The 17,489-nt window shown below is 70.6% G+C and carries 9 protein-coding genes; 6 read left to right on the top strand and 3 right to left on the bottom strand.

Annotated elements, in window-relative coordinates; genetic code table 11:
* Positions 1 to 54 precede the first annotated feature (54 nt).
* Complete coding sequence (locus IT371_17645) at positions 55 to 2,523, top strand: hypothetical protein (GenBank protein MCC6749493.1); 2,469 nt, start codon at positions 55 to 57, stop codon at positions 2,521 to 2,523.
* A 40-nt stretch (positions 2,524 to 2,563) separates the two neighbouring features.
* The gene (locus IT371_17640) at positions 2,564 to 6,958 is read left to right on the top strand and encodes a translocation/assembly module TamB domain-containing protein (GenBank protein ID MCC6749492.1); all 4,395 of its coding nucleotides are present in this window, start codon (positions 2,564 to 2,566) and stop codon (positions 6,956 to 6,958) included.
* Between the two features lie 14 nt (positions 6,959 to 6,972).
* Here the strand turns inward: IT371_17640 and IT371_17635 are convergent, their stop codons facing one another.
* A complete protein-coding gene (locus tag IT371_17635; protein ID MCC6749491.1) occupies positions 6,973 to 7,887 on the bottom strand; it encodes a hypothetical protein in 915 nt (304 codons plus the stop codon).
* On the opposite strand from IT371_17635, the gene polA reads away from it, so the two are divergent.
* Positions 7,862 to 10,552 carry a DNA polymerase I gene (gene polA, locus IT371_17630; protein ID MCC6749490.1) on the top strand — a complete coding sequence of 897 codons (2,691 nt, stop codon included), beginning with the start codon at positions 7,862 to 7,864 and terminating at the stop codon, positions 10,550 to 10,552. The genes IT371_17635 and polA overlap by 26 nt on opposite strands.
* Before the next feature lie 70 nt (positions 10,553 to 10,622).
* On the top strand, positions 10,623 to 12,413 hold the full coding sequence (locus IT371_17625) for a GAF domain-containing sensor histidine kinase (GenBank protein ID MCC6749489.1): 1,791 nt from the start codon (positions 10,623 to 10,625) through the stop codon (positions 12,411 to 12,413).
* 7 nt (positions 12,414 to 12,420) lie between these two features.
* Here IT371_17625 and IT371_17620 read toward each other — a convergent pair whose 3' ends face one another.
* Together IT371_17620 and IT371_17615 are read right to left on the bottom strand one after the other, a co-directional pair.
* Complete coding sequence (locus IT371_17620; GenBank protein ID MCC6749488.1) at positions 12,421 to 13,413, bottom strand: hypothetical protein; 993 nt, start codon at positions 13,411 to 13,413, stop codon at positions 12,421 to 12,423.
* Between the two features lie 240 nt (positions 13,414 to 13,653).
* The gene (locus IT371_17615; protein MCC6749487.1) at positions 13,654 to 14,220 is read right to left on the bottom strand and encodes a hypothetical protein; all 567 of its coding nucleotides are present in this window, start codon (positions 14,218 to 14,220) and stop codon (positions 13,654 to 13,656) included.
* A 50-nt stretch (positions 14,221 to 14,270) separates the two neighbouring features.
* Here IT371_17615 and IT371_17610 point away from each other — a divergent pair, with 50 nt between their 5' ends.
* The gene (locus IT371_17610) at positions 14,271 to 15,869 is read left to right on the top strand and encodes a hypothetical protein (GenBank protein MCC6749486.1); all 1,599 of its coding nucleotides are present in this window, start codon (positions 14,271 to 14,273) and stop codon (positions 15,867 to 15,869) included.
* Complete coding sequence (locus IT371_17605) at positions 15,866 to 17,485, top strand: hypothetical protein (GenBank protein MCC6749485.1); 1,620 nt, start codon at positions 15,866 to 15,868, stop codon at positions 17,483 to 17,485. Before IT371_17610 ends, IT371_17605 begins: the two co-directional genes overlap by 4 nt.
* Positions 17,486 to 17,489 lie beyond the last annotated feature (4 nt).

Below are 17,489 nucleotides of genomic sequence, written 5' to 3'. Positions count from 1 at the left end.
CGTGGCGTCCCCCGGTCGTTGTCGCGGCGCGGGGGCGCGTGCTATGGCAGCCGGATGGACCGCCGCCTGCTGTACGCCATCCCGGCTGCGGTCCTGACCGCCACGGTGGTGCTCGCCGCGCTTGCCCTGGCGCAGGCGGTGGCGTCGCGAGAGCTCCGCGTCGCGGGGTTTCTTTTCCAGGCGAGCGGCGTCGTCTCCTCGGTCCAGCGCAGCGCGTGGCCCGGTCCCGCCGCGGGTGTCGGCGCCGGTGACCGCGTGGTGGCCGTGGAGGGCCGGCCGATCGCGGATGGGAGGGCGCTGCGATCCCGACTGCAGGCGCAGCCAGTCGAGCGGCCCGTCGCGTTGCGCCTCGTATCGCGGGCCGAAGGGCGTGCGTATCAGGTCAGCCTCCCCGTGCGCCCCCTCGGACGGGGCGACTTCGTCGCCACCTTCGTCCTGCCGTACTCCATCGGCGCGATGTACCTGCTGCTCGGTGCGGCCATCTTCTTCGTCCGTCGAAGCTACGCGGCGGCCCTCGCCATGTCCGTCTGCGTGCTCGCCGCGGTGTATTACCTGACCCTCTTCGACGCGCACACGACCTTCGTCTTCTCGCGCCTCTGGGTGAGCTACCCTCTGCTCGGAGCCGTCTCGGTGCACCTCTTTTGCGTCTTCCCTCGCCGCCTCGAGGGAGTGCACCGGCCGGGGATCCTGGCCATCCCGTACGCCGCTGCGATGGCGGTGGTCGCGCTGCTGCAAGCTCGCCTGAGCGGCAGCCCCGCCGTGGGGTGGGCCGGCCACCTGGCATCGGGCTTTCTGGCCGTCTGCTTCCTCGTCGACCTCGGTCTGCTGACCGTGGCCGCGCGCCGGGATCCGTCGGAGCGCGTCCGAAACAAGGCCACCGCGATCCGGATCGGGCTGCTGGTCACGCTCGCGGGTGGCCTGCTCTGGTCGCTGCTGCTCGCCCGCCTCTCGCCGCGGGTGGTCACGGCCGAGCGCGTCCTGATCCTCTCCGCCCTCTTTCCGGTGCTGCTGGCCTACGCGGTCATCAAACGGGACCTGTTCGACCTGCGACTCGTGCTGCGCACGACCACGACTTACGGCATCGCGACGGTGCTGGTGGTCCTCGTCTACCTCGGAGTGGTCCTCGTTCTGGCCGTAACGCTCGGATACTGGACCCAGAGGTACACCGACCTCGTCCGGCACGCCGAGGCGGTGGTGGTCTCTACGCTCGTCGTGGTCCTGGTGTTTCATCCGCTGCGGCTTGGCGTGCAGCGCGTGGTGGACCGCTACTTCTTCCGGGAGGCGGGACGTGCGGAGGAGACCGTGGCGCGACTCGGTCGGGAGCTCGCCGAGGAGGCCGCGCGACTACCGGAGGTCGCGCACCGCTTGACCGAGCGCGTGACCGAACTCGCGCGGTGCCAGTTCACCAGCCTCTTCGTCTGCGGCCGTGGGGGAGCGCGACTGGAGCCGGTGGCGACCGCGGGGGAGGACCGCGGCGCCGTGCGCGAGCTGACGGATGGCCTCGATGCTGCGGCGCTGGAGTGGCTGGAGGCGCTTCGCGAGCCGACGGACGTGGGGCAACTGACCCGGGGCGCACCCCCGGTCGGGCTCCAGCGGCTCATGGCTTCGCTCGGCGTCTCTATGCTGCTCCCTCTGCGGAGCTCGGAGCGGCTCGCCGGGGTGCTCGTCTTGGGGCCGCGGGCGCACGGCGACCGCTACGCGGCCTTCGATCTGCGAGCGCTCCGCGGCGTGGCGCCGGCTGGGGCCCTCGCCCTGCAGTATGCGCTCCTTGTGGAGGAGCACGCGGCGCGCGAGCGTCTGGCCGCGCTCGGGCAGCTGTCGGCCGTGATGATCCACGAGATCAAGAACCCTCTCGGTATCATCAAGGTATCGAGCGGGACGCTGAAGCGGCGGTTCGTCAGCGGCGACACGGGGCACGAGCTCGCCTCGTTCATCGAAGACGAAGTCGACCGGATGAATCGAACCATCGGGCAGTTCCTTTCGTTCGCCCGACCGCAGCCGCCGCGCCTCGTTCGACTGGACCTGGCCGACGTGGCGCGTCGGGTAGCCACGGCGCTCATCCCCGAGTTCGCGCAGGCCGGGGTGACCGTGCGCTGCGAGCTGCCGGGCCCCCTGCCGGCGCTGGCCGACGCCGATCACCTCACGCAGGTGTTGATGAACCTGCTGCTCAACGCGAAGCAGGCGCTCGAGGGGAGACAGGGGGGCGGGATGGCGTGGGTCTCGGGCGGTCGGAGCCCGGGGGGACGGTCGGGGACAGTGGAGCTCCGCGTCGGGAACGACGGGCCGGCCATCCCCGAGGCGGCGAGGGACCGCATCTTCGAGCCCTTCTTCAGCAGCCGGCCCGGGGGGACCGGCCTCGGCCTGGCCATCGCGCGGCAGCTCCTGCGCGAGATGGGGGGGCGCATCGACGTGGCGTCGGCTGCGGAGGCCACCGAGTTCCGAGTGGCGCTACCGGCCCTCGAGGAGGACGGCGAGGGCAGCTCGGCCAGGTCGCCGGTCGTGCGCACCGTCACCCCCAAATGAGGCCTGTACGAAGCCGGTTGGTATACTCAACCACCAGACCATGACCGACCCCGAACCGAGGCCTAGCCGGAAGCGGCGCTGGGGCGCACCGCCGAGGTGGCCGGCGAAGCTCCTCCTCGTCCTGTCGCTGCTCGGTCTATGCGGCGCGCTGATCGTCTACTGGGCCTATCGCAATCGGAACGACGAGCGACTCGCGAGCTACCTGGCCGAGAAGCTCAACCCGCACATCCGCGGTCGGATGAAGATCGGCCGCGTGCACTGGTCGCCGCGGGCGGTGGTGGACATCGCGCTCGGGGCCTCGCACCCGCTCGAGGTGGAGCACTTCTACACCTTCGATCCCGCGGGGCGGGAGGTCCTCTACGTGCGACGCGCCACGGCGCGGATGGATCTTCTGGCGCTGCTCACGCGAGGCGAGATCCGGATCCACGACGGGCGTGTGGAGGGCGTTCGCTGCGCGATCGTCGAGGGGAAGCAGCCGGACGGCGGCGCCGAGGTCGGCCTCGTGGCGGCCTTCAGCGCGCGGGTTCGCAAGCCAGGGCGCGGACCCCGTATCCGCATTCGTAACGTCAGAATCGACCGGGGCCAGCTCGTGCTCGGGTTTCCGTCGTGGAGGCTGCGGCTGCACGACTTCGCCCTGCGCGAGGCGCACTACGGGTGGAACGGCGGTCCATCGGCCAAGGAGGGGATGATCTTCGGCTCGCAGGTCAGGGCTCCGCGGGGCGTCCTCGAGGTCGCGGGGCGAAAGGTGCCCCTGACCGAGGTGCAGGTCGCCCACTTCGACACGAGCGAGGCCCAACCGATGGAGGCGATGATCGACCTGCAGGCCCAGGTGCGCGGATCGCCGCTGCGGGTGACGGGGCGCATGATCCAGTTCTTTGGCCAGCATCCGCGCATCGACCTCGGTTTCAACAGCCAGCGTGGCAAGGGGGTGCTGGCCGAGGTCTCGGGCCAGGCCGTGGAGGGCCGCTCGGCGTTCGGTTTGCGCATGAGGGGCCCCATACTGAGACCGGTGATCGAAGGCTGGATCGCCGAGGCGGAGCTCGGGCGGGGGCCGACGGCTCTCGCGCGGCTCGGGGGGCGCTTTCGCTTCCGTACGGACCGACCGATGCTGGACCTCCAGCACGTGCACGGGACCTTCCTCGAGGGGCAGGTCTCGGGTCGGGCCCAGATGAACTTCGTGGATCGACGCTGGGACGGAGAGCTCCGGCTCGCCGGCGTCGCACCGGCACCGCTGCACGCGGCTCTCGGCGGGAAGATGGAGGGCGTGCTGCGGCTGCAGGGCCAGACCGCGCCCCTGTTCAGCGCGGCGGCTAACGTGAACGTGCACTGGGACCGCGGAGGCCAGCTGCGGGATGCGTGGCCTCGCCACCTGCAGGTGCGAGGGCGGACGCATCTGACGCCCACCATCCTGGACCTCGCGGGGATGACCGTTTCCGCGGAGGGGAACAGTCTCCACGCCCGCGGCTCCGTCAGCCTGGTGCAAAGGCGGGTGAACCTCCAGCTCGGTATCGACCTGCCTGCTCTCGGCAGCTCGCTCGCCCGTAGGCGACGCGCAGCGGCCGTGGAGAGCCTGACCGGCGCGCTGCACGTCACCGGGCGCTGGCCCCGCCTCGCCGCCCAGGGGAGCGTGTCGGCCAAGCGGGTGGGCTACCGCGGGCTGCGCTTTCCGCTGGTGTCGAGCGCGGTGGAGGTGTCGCGCGGCGTGGTGCACCTCCGGAAGCTGCGCGCCGACGGACTGGGCGGCGAGATCCGCGGGGCGGCCTCGCTCGCCCTATTCACCCCCGAGTTGCGCTGGCAGAGGGCACCGACGGTCGAGGGGCACCTCCAGGTCGTTGGGCTCGACCTGGGGACCCTGGGCCTACCGCGACGCGTCCAGGGGCGGGGGAATGCGGACCTGCAGCTCTCCGGGCCGCTCGGTCAGCCCAAAGGCGTGGCGACAATCCAGCTCCCGGTGGCCACCGTAGATGGGCAGAGCTACCGCAACGTTCGTTTGCGTCTCGGCCTGCTGCCCGACCGCGTGAGCGTCTACGAGGGGCGGTTGCCGCGCGCAGATGGGGGGACGCTCAGCGTCTGGGGAGACCTTCACTTCGACGGAGCGCTCGACCTGCGCGTGTCGGCGCAGAACTTCCCCGTGCGCGGCATCCCCGGCGTGCCGGAGCTGCCCGTGCCCCTCGCGGGACGGATCAACGGCAAGGTGGAGCTCTCCGGAACCGTCGAGGATCCCCGTCTGGCGGGAACCGTGCACCTCGAGGACGCGCGCGTCCGACGCATGCCGCTCGGATCCGGGGCGCTGACGCTCGCGCCCGGATCGGACACCATTCGCGTCACGGGTCGGTTCTTCGGCGGGCTGCTCCGCCTCGACGGCTACGTCATGATGCGGGGGCAGCGCAGCCTGAACCTGACGCTCGACGTGCAGCGCTTCCCCATCGAACGGCTGGCGGAGGAGATTCGGACGCTCGGCGACGTGCGGGGCACCGCCAGCGGGCGCGTGCGGCTCCGGGCCGACGCGGAGCGGGGCCTCACCGAGGCCGATGCGCGGTTCAGCGAGCTCCGTCTCGGAATGCGCTACAGGCCGCCGGGGCTCTACACCGTTCGAACGGTGCAGCTCTCGAATCGCGACGACGTGGTGCTCAGGTATCGGGACGGCCTCTTGAAGGTCACTGACGCGCAGCTCGTTTCGTCCGTCCCGGGGCGGGCGGTGCACGACGCCGAGTTCGTGCTCGGCGGCTGGCTCTCGACGCGGCAGGCGGACCTCCGCCTGCGGGGCCGGCTCACGCTGAAGCTGGCTGAGTTCTTTCTGGCGCGGCGGGTGCGCTGGGTGTCGGGCGATGCGCGCGCGGACCTCCGGCTGAGCGGACCCTGGCAGGCGGTGAAGCTGGAGGGGGCGCTGGAGCTGGCCAAGGTGCTCGTCCGGCTGCCCAAGTTCGACCCGCGCATCGAGGTGCCCTACGCCCGCGTGCAGCTCGTACCCGGCGCCTTGCGGGTCCCCGTCATCCGCCTGAGCGTAGGAGGGCAAGAGCTGGCTGCCCAGGGGCAGCTCAACCTGGACCGCTTTCGCCCCACCACCGTGGAGGCGTCCGTCGCCGGCGCGGTCAACGTGGAGCTTCTCGAGCTCTTTTTCCCCGAGCAGTTCACTCGCGCCGCGGGGGTGGTGAAGGTCAACGCCCGCCTGGCAGGCCCCCTCGCGGATCCGCGGGTGGTCGGCTCTCTTCGCGTGGAGCGCGTCGAGCTCTCGCCTCGCGGGTGGGGACGCACGCTGACGCTCAATCGTGGTCACGTCGCCCTGCAGAACCACCTACTCTACGCCGTTCGGCCCCTGCACGGCACCTACGACGAGGGGAGCATCCGCATCGGTGGCGAGGTGCGTCTCGACCGCTGGGAGCCGGTGGACATCTACCTCGAGCTCGTCGGCTCCGGGATCCCGCAGCGCAAACCGAAGACGTACCTGGCCGAGGCCAACCTGAACGTGAGGCTCCTCGGGGACGCGCGGTCGCTCGAGCTGCGCGGGGACGTGGACCTAGTGGACGGTCGCTACATCCGCGAGTTCGACATCGTGCGACAGGCGTTTCTCCGGCCCCGGACCTTCGAAGAGGAACATCCATTCTGGAAAGGTAATTCACTTTTGACGAACCTCGGTCTGCAGCTCAGGGTGCGGGCCACCGGACAGCTACTCGTGACGAACCGTTACGGGAAGCTCGGCATGACCGGCGCGCTGAGCGTGAGCGGCACGCTCTCCGAGCCGCGGCTCGAGGGGATCGTGCGGATGGAGGAGGGGAAGTTCCGGATCCCCTTCCTGCGCGGTGAGTACACGCTGGAGCGTGGGGAGATCGTCTTCGACAAGAACGCCGATCCGGACCACGCCGAGGCCAATCTCGTGGCCGAGACGCAACACGAGGACCGCAACGGCTCGGTCTATCAGATCAAGCTCATGCTGCGGGGCCCCCTCACGCAGATGCGCATGAGTCTGGCGAGCGTGCCGACTCTGGACCAAGGGCAGATCCTCGCCCTGCTGACGCTCGGGCGGACCACCGAGCAGTTCCGCCAGGAACTCACCACGGGGCAGCAGCGGGGCTCGGGCGCGGTCGGTGCCGCGGACGCCCAGCTGAAAGAGTTCAGCGGGCAATTCCTGTCGAGCATTCTAGAAGATCCGATCAAACAGGTGACGGGGCTCGACCTCGCCCGGCTCGAGGTGGGAACCGAGTCGGTGCAGGTCAAGGGGTGCAAGAAGTTCGGCCGCTACGTGGACGTCTGCGGAGAATACGAGAAGGGGCTCGCCGGGCAGTCTCGCGTGGAGGGGCGCGCCGAGGGGCGGATTCACGACTACCTGCGCCTCATCGGGAAGGCGGAGCGCCTCTCCACCCGCATCGACACGCTCGGTGAGGAGAACCCGTCCCGGGTGCGACTCGAGCTGAAGTTCCGGCTTCCGCTGCGCTAGGCGCGCCGGAGCGATCAAAGGCTCCAGCAGGCGTCGAGGGCGGCGATGCGCGCCGCGCAGGCGGGGGTCGGAGTCAGCCCGTCCGCCGTGAAGCGCGCGCTCTGGTGCGCCTGGATGGCTGCCACGTTGCGCGGGTGAAAGCGATAGGTGGCCACCACGCGAGCGAGCGGATCCGAGGCCGGTAGGTAGAAGGGCGTCGCCGCCCATCCCATGACCCACTGCTTGCCCGGGACGTGTTTGGCGCCGATGAGGTGCCCGAGCTCGTGGGCCAGAATGATGCAGTCGTTCTCCACGCGCGGCCAGGAGGGGACGACGCAGTGGCCGCGCTGGCTGAGCCCGATCTCTCCCCCCGAGGTGCGGTAGACGTGCCGCTCGTCCCAGACGGTGATGCCGAGGGTCAGGGCACGCCGGTCGGGGGGGAACTCCCGCTGCAGCCGCGCGAGCAGGGCGTAGAGGTCGTGCCGCTCGGCTCCGGGCTCGAAGGAGAGCATGGAGCTCACGTGCCACTCGATGCCCGTGGGTCGGTACAGATGGTTGACGCACCGGAAGGTCGAGGCGAGGCGAGCCCGCCACCCGGGCCATTGCGCGGCGTAGCGCGGGTCGAGGGCCAGGCGGACCCCGACGCGGTGCTGGACTCCCGGCGTGGGGGCGCAAGAGTGTTCGCGGGCCACGCGGGCCAGGCAGGCCTCGAGGTTCCGCTCCGCGTGGCGTCCCGGGCGCTGGGACGAGCGGGCCGCGAGCTCGTCCAGCGCCGCGAGCGCGGGGTCCAGCGGCGCCGGCGGCTCCGGTGGAGGTGGGCCCGGACAGCCGGCGGCGACGAGCCAGAGGCCCAGGGCGGCGGCGAGCGGGACCCGGGCCGTTGCGCGTGGCCCTCGTCGGCGCGGCTGTGATAAGACCTGCGGCATGTCCCCTGCGGGCTCGGTTCCCACGCTGTACCTCGTCGACGCGCCGGGGTTCGTCTTTCGCGCCTACCACGCGCTGCCCCCTCTTACCAGCTCCCGCGGGACGCCGACCGGTGCCGTCCTCGGCTTCGCCAATATGTTGATCAGGCTCCTCGAGGATCACCACCCCGATTTTCTGGCGGCGGTCTTCGACACCGGGGCGCCCTCGTTCCGGGCGGATCTCTATCCGGAGTACAAGGCGCATCGCCCGCCGATGCCCGAGGATCTCGTCCCGCAGTTTCCCCTCGTGGACCGGCTGCTGGACGCCCTCAACGTTCGGCGTCTGGCGGTACCCGGGTTCGAGGCAGACGACGTCATCGCCACCCTCACGGCCCGCGGAAGGGCCCTCGGGCTCGAGGTGGTGATCGTGAGCAGCGACAAGGATCTGATGCAGCTCGCGGGGGATGGGGTGCGGCTCCTCGACACGATGAAGGACCGGCGCTACGGGCCCGAGGAGGTGAAGGAGAAGTTCGGCGTGCTCCCCGAGCAGCTCGGGGACTGGCTGGCCCTCGTGGGGGATGCGAGCGACAACGTGCCCGGGGTGCCGGGGGTGGGTCCGAAGACGGCGACGAAGCTGCTCGAGGAGTTCGGGGACCTGGAGCGGCTGCTGGCCGGGGCGGAGCGGGTGAAGGGGAAGCGGCTTCAGGCCACCCTGGGCGAGAACGCCGACCGGGCCCGAATGGCTCGCCAGCTCGTGGCGCTGCGCGGGGACTGTCCGCTGGAGGTGGAGCTCGAGGACCTTCGACGCCGGGCCCCCGACGCGCAGGCGCTTCAAACGCTGCTCGCGGAGCTCGAGCTCACCCGCTTGCAGACGCGGCTCGCGGCCCCGGCGACGAGCCTGGACCGGAGCCTGTATCGCACGACCACGACGCGCGACGGGCTCGACGAGGTGCTCCGTGCCATTCGCGCTGCCGGACGGGTGGCCGTGGACCTCGAGACCACGAGCCTGGACGCGATTCGCGCCCGCATCGTGGGCGTGTCCGTGTGTTGGGGGGCCGGTTGCGCGGCGTACATTCCCACGGGTCACCGCTACCTCGGGGCTCCCCCCCAGCTCGCCGAGGCCGAGGTGCTGGCGCAGCTCGGGCCGCTCCTCTCCGACCCGGCCTTTCCGAAGTTCGGGCAGAACCACAAGTACGACTGGCTGGTGCTGAAGCGCGCGGGAGTCGAGATGTCGGGTGTCACCTGCGACCCGATGCTGGCCTCCTACGTGCTCGACCCGTCGCGGCAGAGCCACGGTCTGGACGAGCTCGCGCAGGCGCACCTCGGTCACCGGATGATCACCTTCAAGGAGGTGGCCGGGCCACGCGGGGACTTCTCGGCGGTCGAGGTGCCCGCCGCGACGGCCTACGCCGCGGAGGACGCCGAGGCCACCTTCTTGCTCGCCGAGCGCCTCGGGGCCGAGGTGGACGCCGACCCCGAGCTGCGGCGGTTGCTCCACGAGGTGGAGCTGCCGCTCACCGCGGTGCTGGCCCGCATGGAGCTCACCGGCTGCGCGGTCGAGTTGCCACGCCTGAAGACCCTCGGCGAGCAGGTGGACCGCAAGGCGCGCGAGCTAGAGGCCACCGTGCGGGGCCACGCCGGCTGGGACGTGAACGTCAATTCGCCGAAGCAGCTGCAGAAGCTGCTCTTCGAACAGCTCGGGCTTTCCGCGGGGCGGAAGACGAAGACGGGGTACTCCACCGACGCCGAGGTGCTGGCGGAGCTGGCCCTCGAGCATCCGGTGGCCGCCCTGATCGACGAGTACCGCACGCTGACGAAGCTGAAGAGCACGTACATCGACGCCCTGGCGAGTCTGGTCAACCCGGAGACGCACCGGGTCCACACCTCGTACAACCAGGCCGTGGCGGCCACGGGACGCCTGAGCAGCTCGGACCCGAACCTGCAGAACATCCCCGTGCGGACCGAGCTGGGGCGGGAGATCCGCCGGGCGTTCGTGGCGCCGCCGGGCAAGGTGCTGCTCACGGCCGACTACTCGCAGATCGAGCTGCGGGTCCTCGCGCACCTCTCCGAGGACCCGCTCCTGACGGACGCCTTTCGCCGGGGGCAGGACGTGCACCTCCGAACCGCCGAGGAGGTCTTCGGGGTGCGGGCCGAGGAGGTGACGGACGCGCATCGTCGCGTGGCGAAGGCCGTCAACTTCGGCGTGATCTACGGCCAGAGCGACTTCGGCCTGGCCCGGCAGCTCGGCATCCCGCGCGAGGAGGCGCGCCGCTACATCGAGGGCTACTTCGCGCGCTACGCCGGCGTGCGAGCCTTCATGGAGCGGACGATCGAAGAGGCTCGTCGGACCAAGGTGGTCCGGACCCTCCTCGGGCGGCGACGACCGTTGCCCGACATCGACGCCGCGCGCCCCGCCGTGCGGCAGTACGCCGAGCGCGTGGCGCGGAACACGCCCGTCCAGGGCACGGCTGCCGACCTGATGAAGCTGGCCATGCTGAAGGTGGACCGGCGCCTGCGCGACGAGCGCGTGGCGGCGGAGATGATCCTCACGGTGCACGACGAGCTCGTCCTCGAGGTGGAGCAGGCCGAGCTCGGGCGTGCGGCGGCGCTCCTCCGGGAGGCGATGACCGACGTGATGACGCTGGCGGTGCCGCTGGTGGTGGATCTCGGCTGGGGGACCAACTGGGCCGACCAGCACGAGCTCGGCGACTGACGGGTCGACGCCAACGGACGCTTGTTTCCCCCGAGAGGTCGTGGTTACCTCAAGCGGGAAGCTTCTCCGGATGGATCTGGCAGCACAACTTGAGCGCGAGCGGGCCAAGGTTCGCTCGATCCAGCAGATCGCGCGGGCGGTGGGGTCCACCCTGGACCTCGACGACCTCCTGCGCCTCATCGTCGGCAAGATCACGGAGCTCATGGACGCGGAGCGCTCGACGCTCTACGTGATGGACGAAACGCGCACCGAGCTCTGGACGAAGGTGCTCCAGGCGGACGAGCTGCGCGAGATCCGGCTGCGCGTCGGGGAAGGCGTCGCCGGGTGGGCCGCCCAGAGCGGGCAGACGGTGAACATCGCGGACGCGTACGCCGATCCGCGCTTCAACCCGGACGTGGACCGACGCTCGGGCTACCGCACGCGTTCGATCCTCTGCCTGCCGATGAAGGACAACCAGGGGCGGCTCCTCGGCGTGGTGCAGGTGCTGAACAAGCGGGGAGGCGCCTTCGACGCCGAGGACGAAGAGCTCCTCGAGGCCCTCGCGAGCCAGGTCAGCATCGCCATCGAGAACAGCCAGCTCTACCTTTCGGTGGTGCGCAAGAACAAGGAGCTCATCACCACGCAGCGGGAGCTCGAGCGGCGCGTGCGAGAGCTCGACCTCTTGTTCGAGGTGCAGGAGCAGACGCAGGCTGCCACCAACCTGGAGGAGCTCCTCGAAGGACTCCTGAAGCGGACGAGCGCCCTCATCGGAGCCGAGGCCGCGAGCCTCATGCTGCAGGAGCGGAGCAGCGAGCGGCTCTACTTCCTGAGCGCGCTCGGGGAGCGCGGAGAGGCCGTCAAGCGCGTGAGCGTGGCTCTGGGCGAGGGGATCGCGGGCTGGGTCGCGCAGCAGGGCCGGGCCGCGCGCGTCGCGGATCCCGACGCCGACCCGCGACACAACCGCATCCTGGCCGAGCGGGTCGGATTCCGTCCGCGCAACGTCCTCTGCGTGCCGCTCATCGGGCAGGAGGTCCGCGGGGCGATCGAGCTCCTGAACAAGGTGGGGCGCGACCAGTTCGACGACGCGGACCTGCGCCTGCTCACGCTCATCGCCGGTCGCGCCTCGCAGGCCATCGAGCTGGCCCGCGTGCGGGACGAGCGGCTCAAGGAGGGCCGGCTGGCGAGCATCGGCCAGCTGCTCTCCGGCGTGCTTCACGATCTGAAAACGCCGATGACGATCATCTCCGGTTACGCGCAGCTCATGGCCACGAGCGACGAGGAGAAGGTCCGCGAGGAGTACGCCGAGCAGGTGTTGCGGCAGTTCGACGTGATGTCCGCCATGACCCGCGAGGTGCTGGCCTTCGCGCGCGGCGAGTCGAACCTCCTCATCCGGAAGGTCTACCTGCACAAGTTCTTGCGCGAGATGCAGGAGCACCTGCGGCACGAGTTCGCCGGCCGGGGAATTCAGCTCGTGGTGGAGCAGCGGTACAAAGGGGTGGCCTTCCTCGACGAGATCAAGTTCCGGCGCGTGTTCCACAATATCGGCCGGAACGCCGCGGAGGCGATGCCCGAAGGCGGCGTCTTCACCATCGGGGTGGACGTGGCCGACGACCGGCTCCTCTTCTCGTTCAGCGACACGGGGCGCGGGATCCCGCCCGAGCTGGAGGGGCGGCTCTTCGAGCTCTTCGCCACCGCCGGCAAGGCCGAGGGGAGCGGGCTCGGCCTCGCGATCGTGAAGAAGATCGTGGAGGAGCACGAGGGCCACATCGCGTACCGCTCGGAGCCGGGGGCGGGGACGGTCTTCACCATCAGCCTGCCCCTCCAGCGCGCGCATCTCACGAGCGGGGAGGTGCCGCTGGTGGCGACCGGCGGCGCGCGGTGACCCCCTCCTAGCGGCGTGCGGGCGGATTCCGGATCGCGCACCGCGTGCTGGTGAAGCCGACTCCGATCGACAGCGCATCCATCCGTCCATCCCCGTCCGTGTCCACGTCCGGCTGGATGGCGAGCGACACGATGGAGGTGGATACGAACTCCCGCAGGTCGATGTTTCCGTCGCCGTTCGTGTCGAAGAGGCTGCGGAGGACCTCCTTCGTCTTGGCCGAGCTGTCCTTCGAGCGGTAGACCTCGGCGAAGTGGGCGGCCACCCCCGGCAGCAGCTTCTCCTCGACATCGGCCCGGGAGAGGAGCCCGCCGAGCACTCCGTCCCGCAGGCCCAGGCTGTCCACCCGGGCGCGGAGCCTCGCGCGGCTGATGGATACGGTCGGGTGCGGGGGGGGACCGAAGGGGAGCGGCACCACGAAGGTACCGGGACCTACCTCGAGCGTCCCCTGCTTGATCCGTCCGGTCAGAGTGGCGAAGAGTGGGGGCTCCGGGCTGATCGCGAGCTCCGCCGCGCCCGTGAAGTTGTTCGCCGGGAGTCCGTCCAGGTCGAGCCCGAGGTGGGCCGTGAGGGTGGCCGAGCTGGCGTCGTCGAAGGCCGGGGCCCGCAGGTCGAGCAGGAGCAGGAAGGCCCCGCGCCGGAGCTCGAGGTCTACGGCATCTTGAGGCTTGATGTCCGGGGCGGCGCTGCCCAGCACCGAGAGCAGGACCCCTAGGCGGTTGCGTGGCACGCCGTCGGCCACGAGGTCGAAGGAAAGCTCGCCGCCGCTGCGAGGGAGCTGGACGTGGTTGATGACCGACTGGGCCGAGAGGGCCGGGGCGGCGCCGTCGGGGTGGGGCGCGACGAAGATCCCCGCGTCGCCGAGGAGGCCTCGGTCGGTCGCGGCGGTCGCGTCGATCGATCGAGGCGTCGTTCCCGTGCCGCATCCGACCGCCAGGAGTTGCAGCGCGCCCAGGATGCTCGTACGCGCCACCGCCCCGCGCCCCTTCCTTCCGTGCCTCATCGCATCACCCTCACGCCACGCCGAACCCAGGCGAGCTTGACCCGGTGCGTTAGCACGAGGCGTGCCACGCGCGCCCGCGCCGAGAAGGGCGGAGGATGCCGAAAGGACTGGATGCAACGAGCGCTGGTCAGGCCGTGCGCGTCCGATTTTCGGGCTACGACCGGGCGGAGGGGCTACTAGCTAGACGGGGACGCGGGGCGGCTGGACGGCGGTGGGAGGGGCCGGCGCTGCGAGAGCGACTTACTGGACGGGGCGGTCGACCTGCGCTACCGGCGTGTCCTCGCCGACCTTGGTGGCGCTCCGGAAGACCAGCAGGCCGTCCGAGGAGGAGAACCCGGTGGCCGAGGCCTTTGCGAAGGTTCCGACCACGTAGTACTGCCCGCCGACCTCGAATTTGATCTTCTTCTTCGTCTTGGGCTGCTCGGTCGGGTGGTCGGTGACCATCAGCGCCTTGTCCTTGGGACCGTTGGCGCGATCCGAGAGCCAGAAGTGCGGCTTGTCGCACGGCTTGCACGTGTTGCCCTTGGGGCAGGGCGGGCACTCGTAGACCTCGGTGATGAAGCCCTTGACCCGCACTTCCGTATTCAGCGTGGTCTTCGGGGTCTTGCGCACTCCGTAGACGGAGTACGAGGCGTCGGGATACTTTTCAGCCGGATGATCCTTCTGGAACGACGGGGGCGGTGGTAGCTTCACCTCGACGCGAGGCAGCTCCGTCTGCTGCGGATCGCTGCCGATGCGGGCCCCCCCGCCGCCACCCGAGTTGCAGGCCCAGAGCCCGATCACTGCGAGACCGCATAGCCGCTTCATGGGGCGCCCCTTCTGTGCGTAGTCGTGCTTCACGAAGTATCACAGCGATCTTGCTGGCGCAAGTTGCGCTGGGGGCGGCCTGCGGCTCGGGGACGCGCGAGCGGTCGGCCAGAGCCCCCCATTCGGCGACCGACGCGTCGGAATCCCCGCAACGGCGGGAGACCCGCGAGCTGGTGGTGCAGGTGGAGCGGTTGCCGGCGCACCTGAACCCGCTGCTCGCTTCGGCCGACGTGTGGTGCCAGCGCATCGCCCTGCACAACCTCGTGGAGCCGCTCGTTCGCCGCACGGGAGCGGGCCGCTTCGTCCCCCAGCTGGCCGAGCGCGTGGACGTGTTGGACGGGGGGCGCCGCTACCGCTTCACGCTCCGATCCGGCGTGCGATTTCACGACGGCCGACCGCTCACGGCGGCGGACGTGCGCTTCACCCTCGAGAAGGTCACGGGGCGTCACCCGCCGAGCGAGCTGTTGAAGCTGGAGCTCGGTGACGTGCGCGAGGTTCGCGAGCGGGACGAGCGGACCGTAGAGCTGGAGCTCGCGCGCCCGAACCTGCTCCTCCCGGCGGTGCTGGCGGAGGTGGGGATCCTGCCCGCGCATGTCTACAACCGACTCGGGATCCACGGAGGGCGCCTCGGGCGTCAGCCGGTCGGAACGGGGCCGTTCCGGCTGAAGTCCTGGAGCGACCGGGAGAACCTCGTCCTCGAGCGGAACGCGGCCTACTGGGGGCGACCCGCGTCGGTGGCGACGGTGGTCTTCCACGCCATCTCCGAGCCAGCGCGCGCCCTGGCTGCCCTGCGCAACGGGGAGGTGGATCTCCTGCCGCAGCTCTATCCCGGCTACTACCCCGAGCAGGTGGATCCCGCGCGGCTCCAGCAGAGGTTCCGCGTCTATCGGATCCACCCTTACCGACCGCGCGTGCTGCTCTACAACACGCGGCATCCGGCGCTGAAGGATCGGCGGGTCCGTCTGGCGCTTTCGCACCTGCTGAATCCGGCGCAGATCGTGCGTATGGCGCGGAACGACCTAGGACAGGTTGTGTCGGCGCCGCTCTGGCCGCTCAGCGCCTGGTACGACGCGTCGATCCACGCGCACGCGACCGATCGTGCGGCGGCTGCGAGGCTGCTCGACTCCGCTGGATGGGGGGGCGCGGCGGGGGCCGTGCGACGACGGAAGGGGGCTCCCCTGCGGTTGCGGTTGCTCCTCGCCAAGGACTCGCCCCTGCGCGAGGTGGCGATGCGCCTGCGGGGCGAGCTCCGGGCCGAAGGCCTCGAGCTGACCGTGGAGGTCGCCGACTTCGGGTACCTCACGGCGATGCTCAAGCGTGGGCGCTTCGACCTGGCGCTGGCCGGCTTGGCCCTCCGCCCCGAGGCGGATCTGTCCTTTCTTTTGCACAGCAAGGGGGCCCTCAACTACGGTGGGTATGCGAGCACCGCGGTGGACGGTCTGCTCGACGCTCTGCGTGCCGCGCCGCTGGAGGCGGATCGGGTGCGCCTGGCGCGGCGGCTCCATCGGGCCTTGCACGAGGACCCGCCGATGACCGTGCTCTTCTCCCCGGTGGAGGTCATGCTGGCGAGCCGGCGCGTGAAAGGGATCGCGGGCGACGGGCACTGGCCGCTGCTCACCGAGCTGGCGCTCGAGGAGACCGCACGGTGAGCCGCGCGCGCGTCTTCGCCCTCGTCGGACTGGCCGCGGCAGGCGTCGCGGTGGGGGCGTGTCGTCGAGGGGCCACCGGCCCGGACGCGACCGGCAGGGCGGGGGGGGAGCGGTCGAGCCTGGTCGTCCAGCTCGAGGACGAGCCGGCCCATTTAACCAGCCTCATCCAGCCCGACGCCTGGGCGCATCGGCTCTCCATGGGGCTGCTCCTCCAAGGGCTCGTGCGCGTGGACCCCGCCAGCAATCGCGTGGTGGGGGACCTGGCCACGCGCTGGGAGGTGAGCCCCGACGGACTGGTCTACACCTTCCACCTGCGGCAGGGCGTCCGCTGGCACGATGGCCGCCCGTTCACGGCCAAGGACGTGGTCTTCACCTTCGAGCGGGTGCTCGACGAGCGAGTGCGCGCCGTCTCGATGCGCGCGGCCCTCGCCCCGTTCGTCCTGCGATACGAGGCCGTTGGACCGCTGCAGTTCAAGCTGCGGCTGAAGGAGTCCTCCTTCTTCTTCCTGCAGGAGCTGACCTCCCTGCCCATCTTGCCCGAACACCTGATGCGGCAGGGGGACCTGAACCAGCACTCGCTCCTTCGCCGACCCGTGGGCACGGGCCCCTACCGCTTCGCGAGCTGGGTCCCGGGCCAGCAGGTGGTCTACGAGCGCTTCGACGGCTACTGGGGGCCGCGGGCGCTCATCCCCCGGCTGGTCTTTCGGATCGTGCGCCAGCCGGAGGTGGCGCTGAAGCTCGCGCGCCGGGGTGAGCTGGACTTCCTCCCCCGTGTGCGGCCGGGGCAGTGGGCCGAGGCCACGGGAAGCGACGCCTCCCTCATCCGGCGCTTCGCCCCGGTCCGGCACTTTTCCCCGGGGACCTCCTTCATCGTCGTGAACCATCGGCGGTCGCTCTTCGCCGACCGCCGGGTGCGCCGCGCGCTGGCGCAGCTCCTCGACCTGCCGCTCATCGAACGGCAGATCATGCGGGGGCTGGCGCGACGCAGCCTCTCGCTCTTCTGGAGCGGAGACCCGCTCTACCTCGCCGGGTCCAAGCCGGTGGCCTTCGACCCCCCGCAGGCGAGGAAGCTGCTCGCGGAGGCGGGCTTCGCCGACCGGGATGGCGACGGGATCCTCGAGCGAGCGGGGGTGCCCTTCCGCTTCACCTTCCTGGTCGTGGCGAGCTCGGCCACGATGCGGCGCTGGTTGACCATCTACCAGGCGGAGCTCGCGCGGGCCGGGATCCGCATGGAACTCGTGCCGATCGACTGGGCGGTCTTCCTCAAGCGGCTACGGGCGCACGACTTCGACGCGGGAGCGCTCGGCATGGCGCAGGTCGGGCCCCACACCGACCTGTACCTGCAGCTCCACAGCAGCCAGATCCAGGACGGCCAGAACTACGCGGCGTATCAGGATCCGCGGAGCGATCGCCTGCTGGAGCTTCTCCGGACCGAACGCGACCCGGGCAGGCGCAAGCAGCACGCGAACGCCCTGCAAGCTCTGCTGGCCGAGGAGCTGCCGCTCATCCCGCTCTTCACCCTCGAGGAACCCGGGCTCGTGGCGCGGAGGGTGAAGGGCGTGCGCAGCTACGACGTGTGGTACCAGCTCGCCGAGTGGGCGATTCCGGCAGGCTGAGCGC

The sequence above is a fragment of the Deltaproteobacteria bacterium genome (assembly GCA_020848905.1).
In the GTDB taxonomy this organism is placed as follows: Bacteria; Myxococcota_A; Polyangia.
The sequence above is the reverse complement of the archived record's forward strand: the minus strand, read 5'-3'. Positions and strand labels throughout refer to the sequence as shown.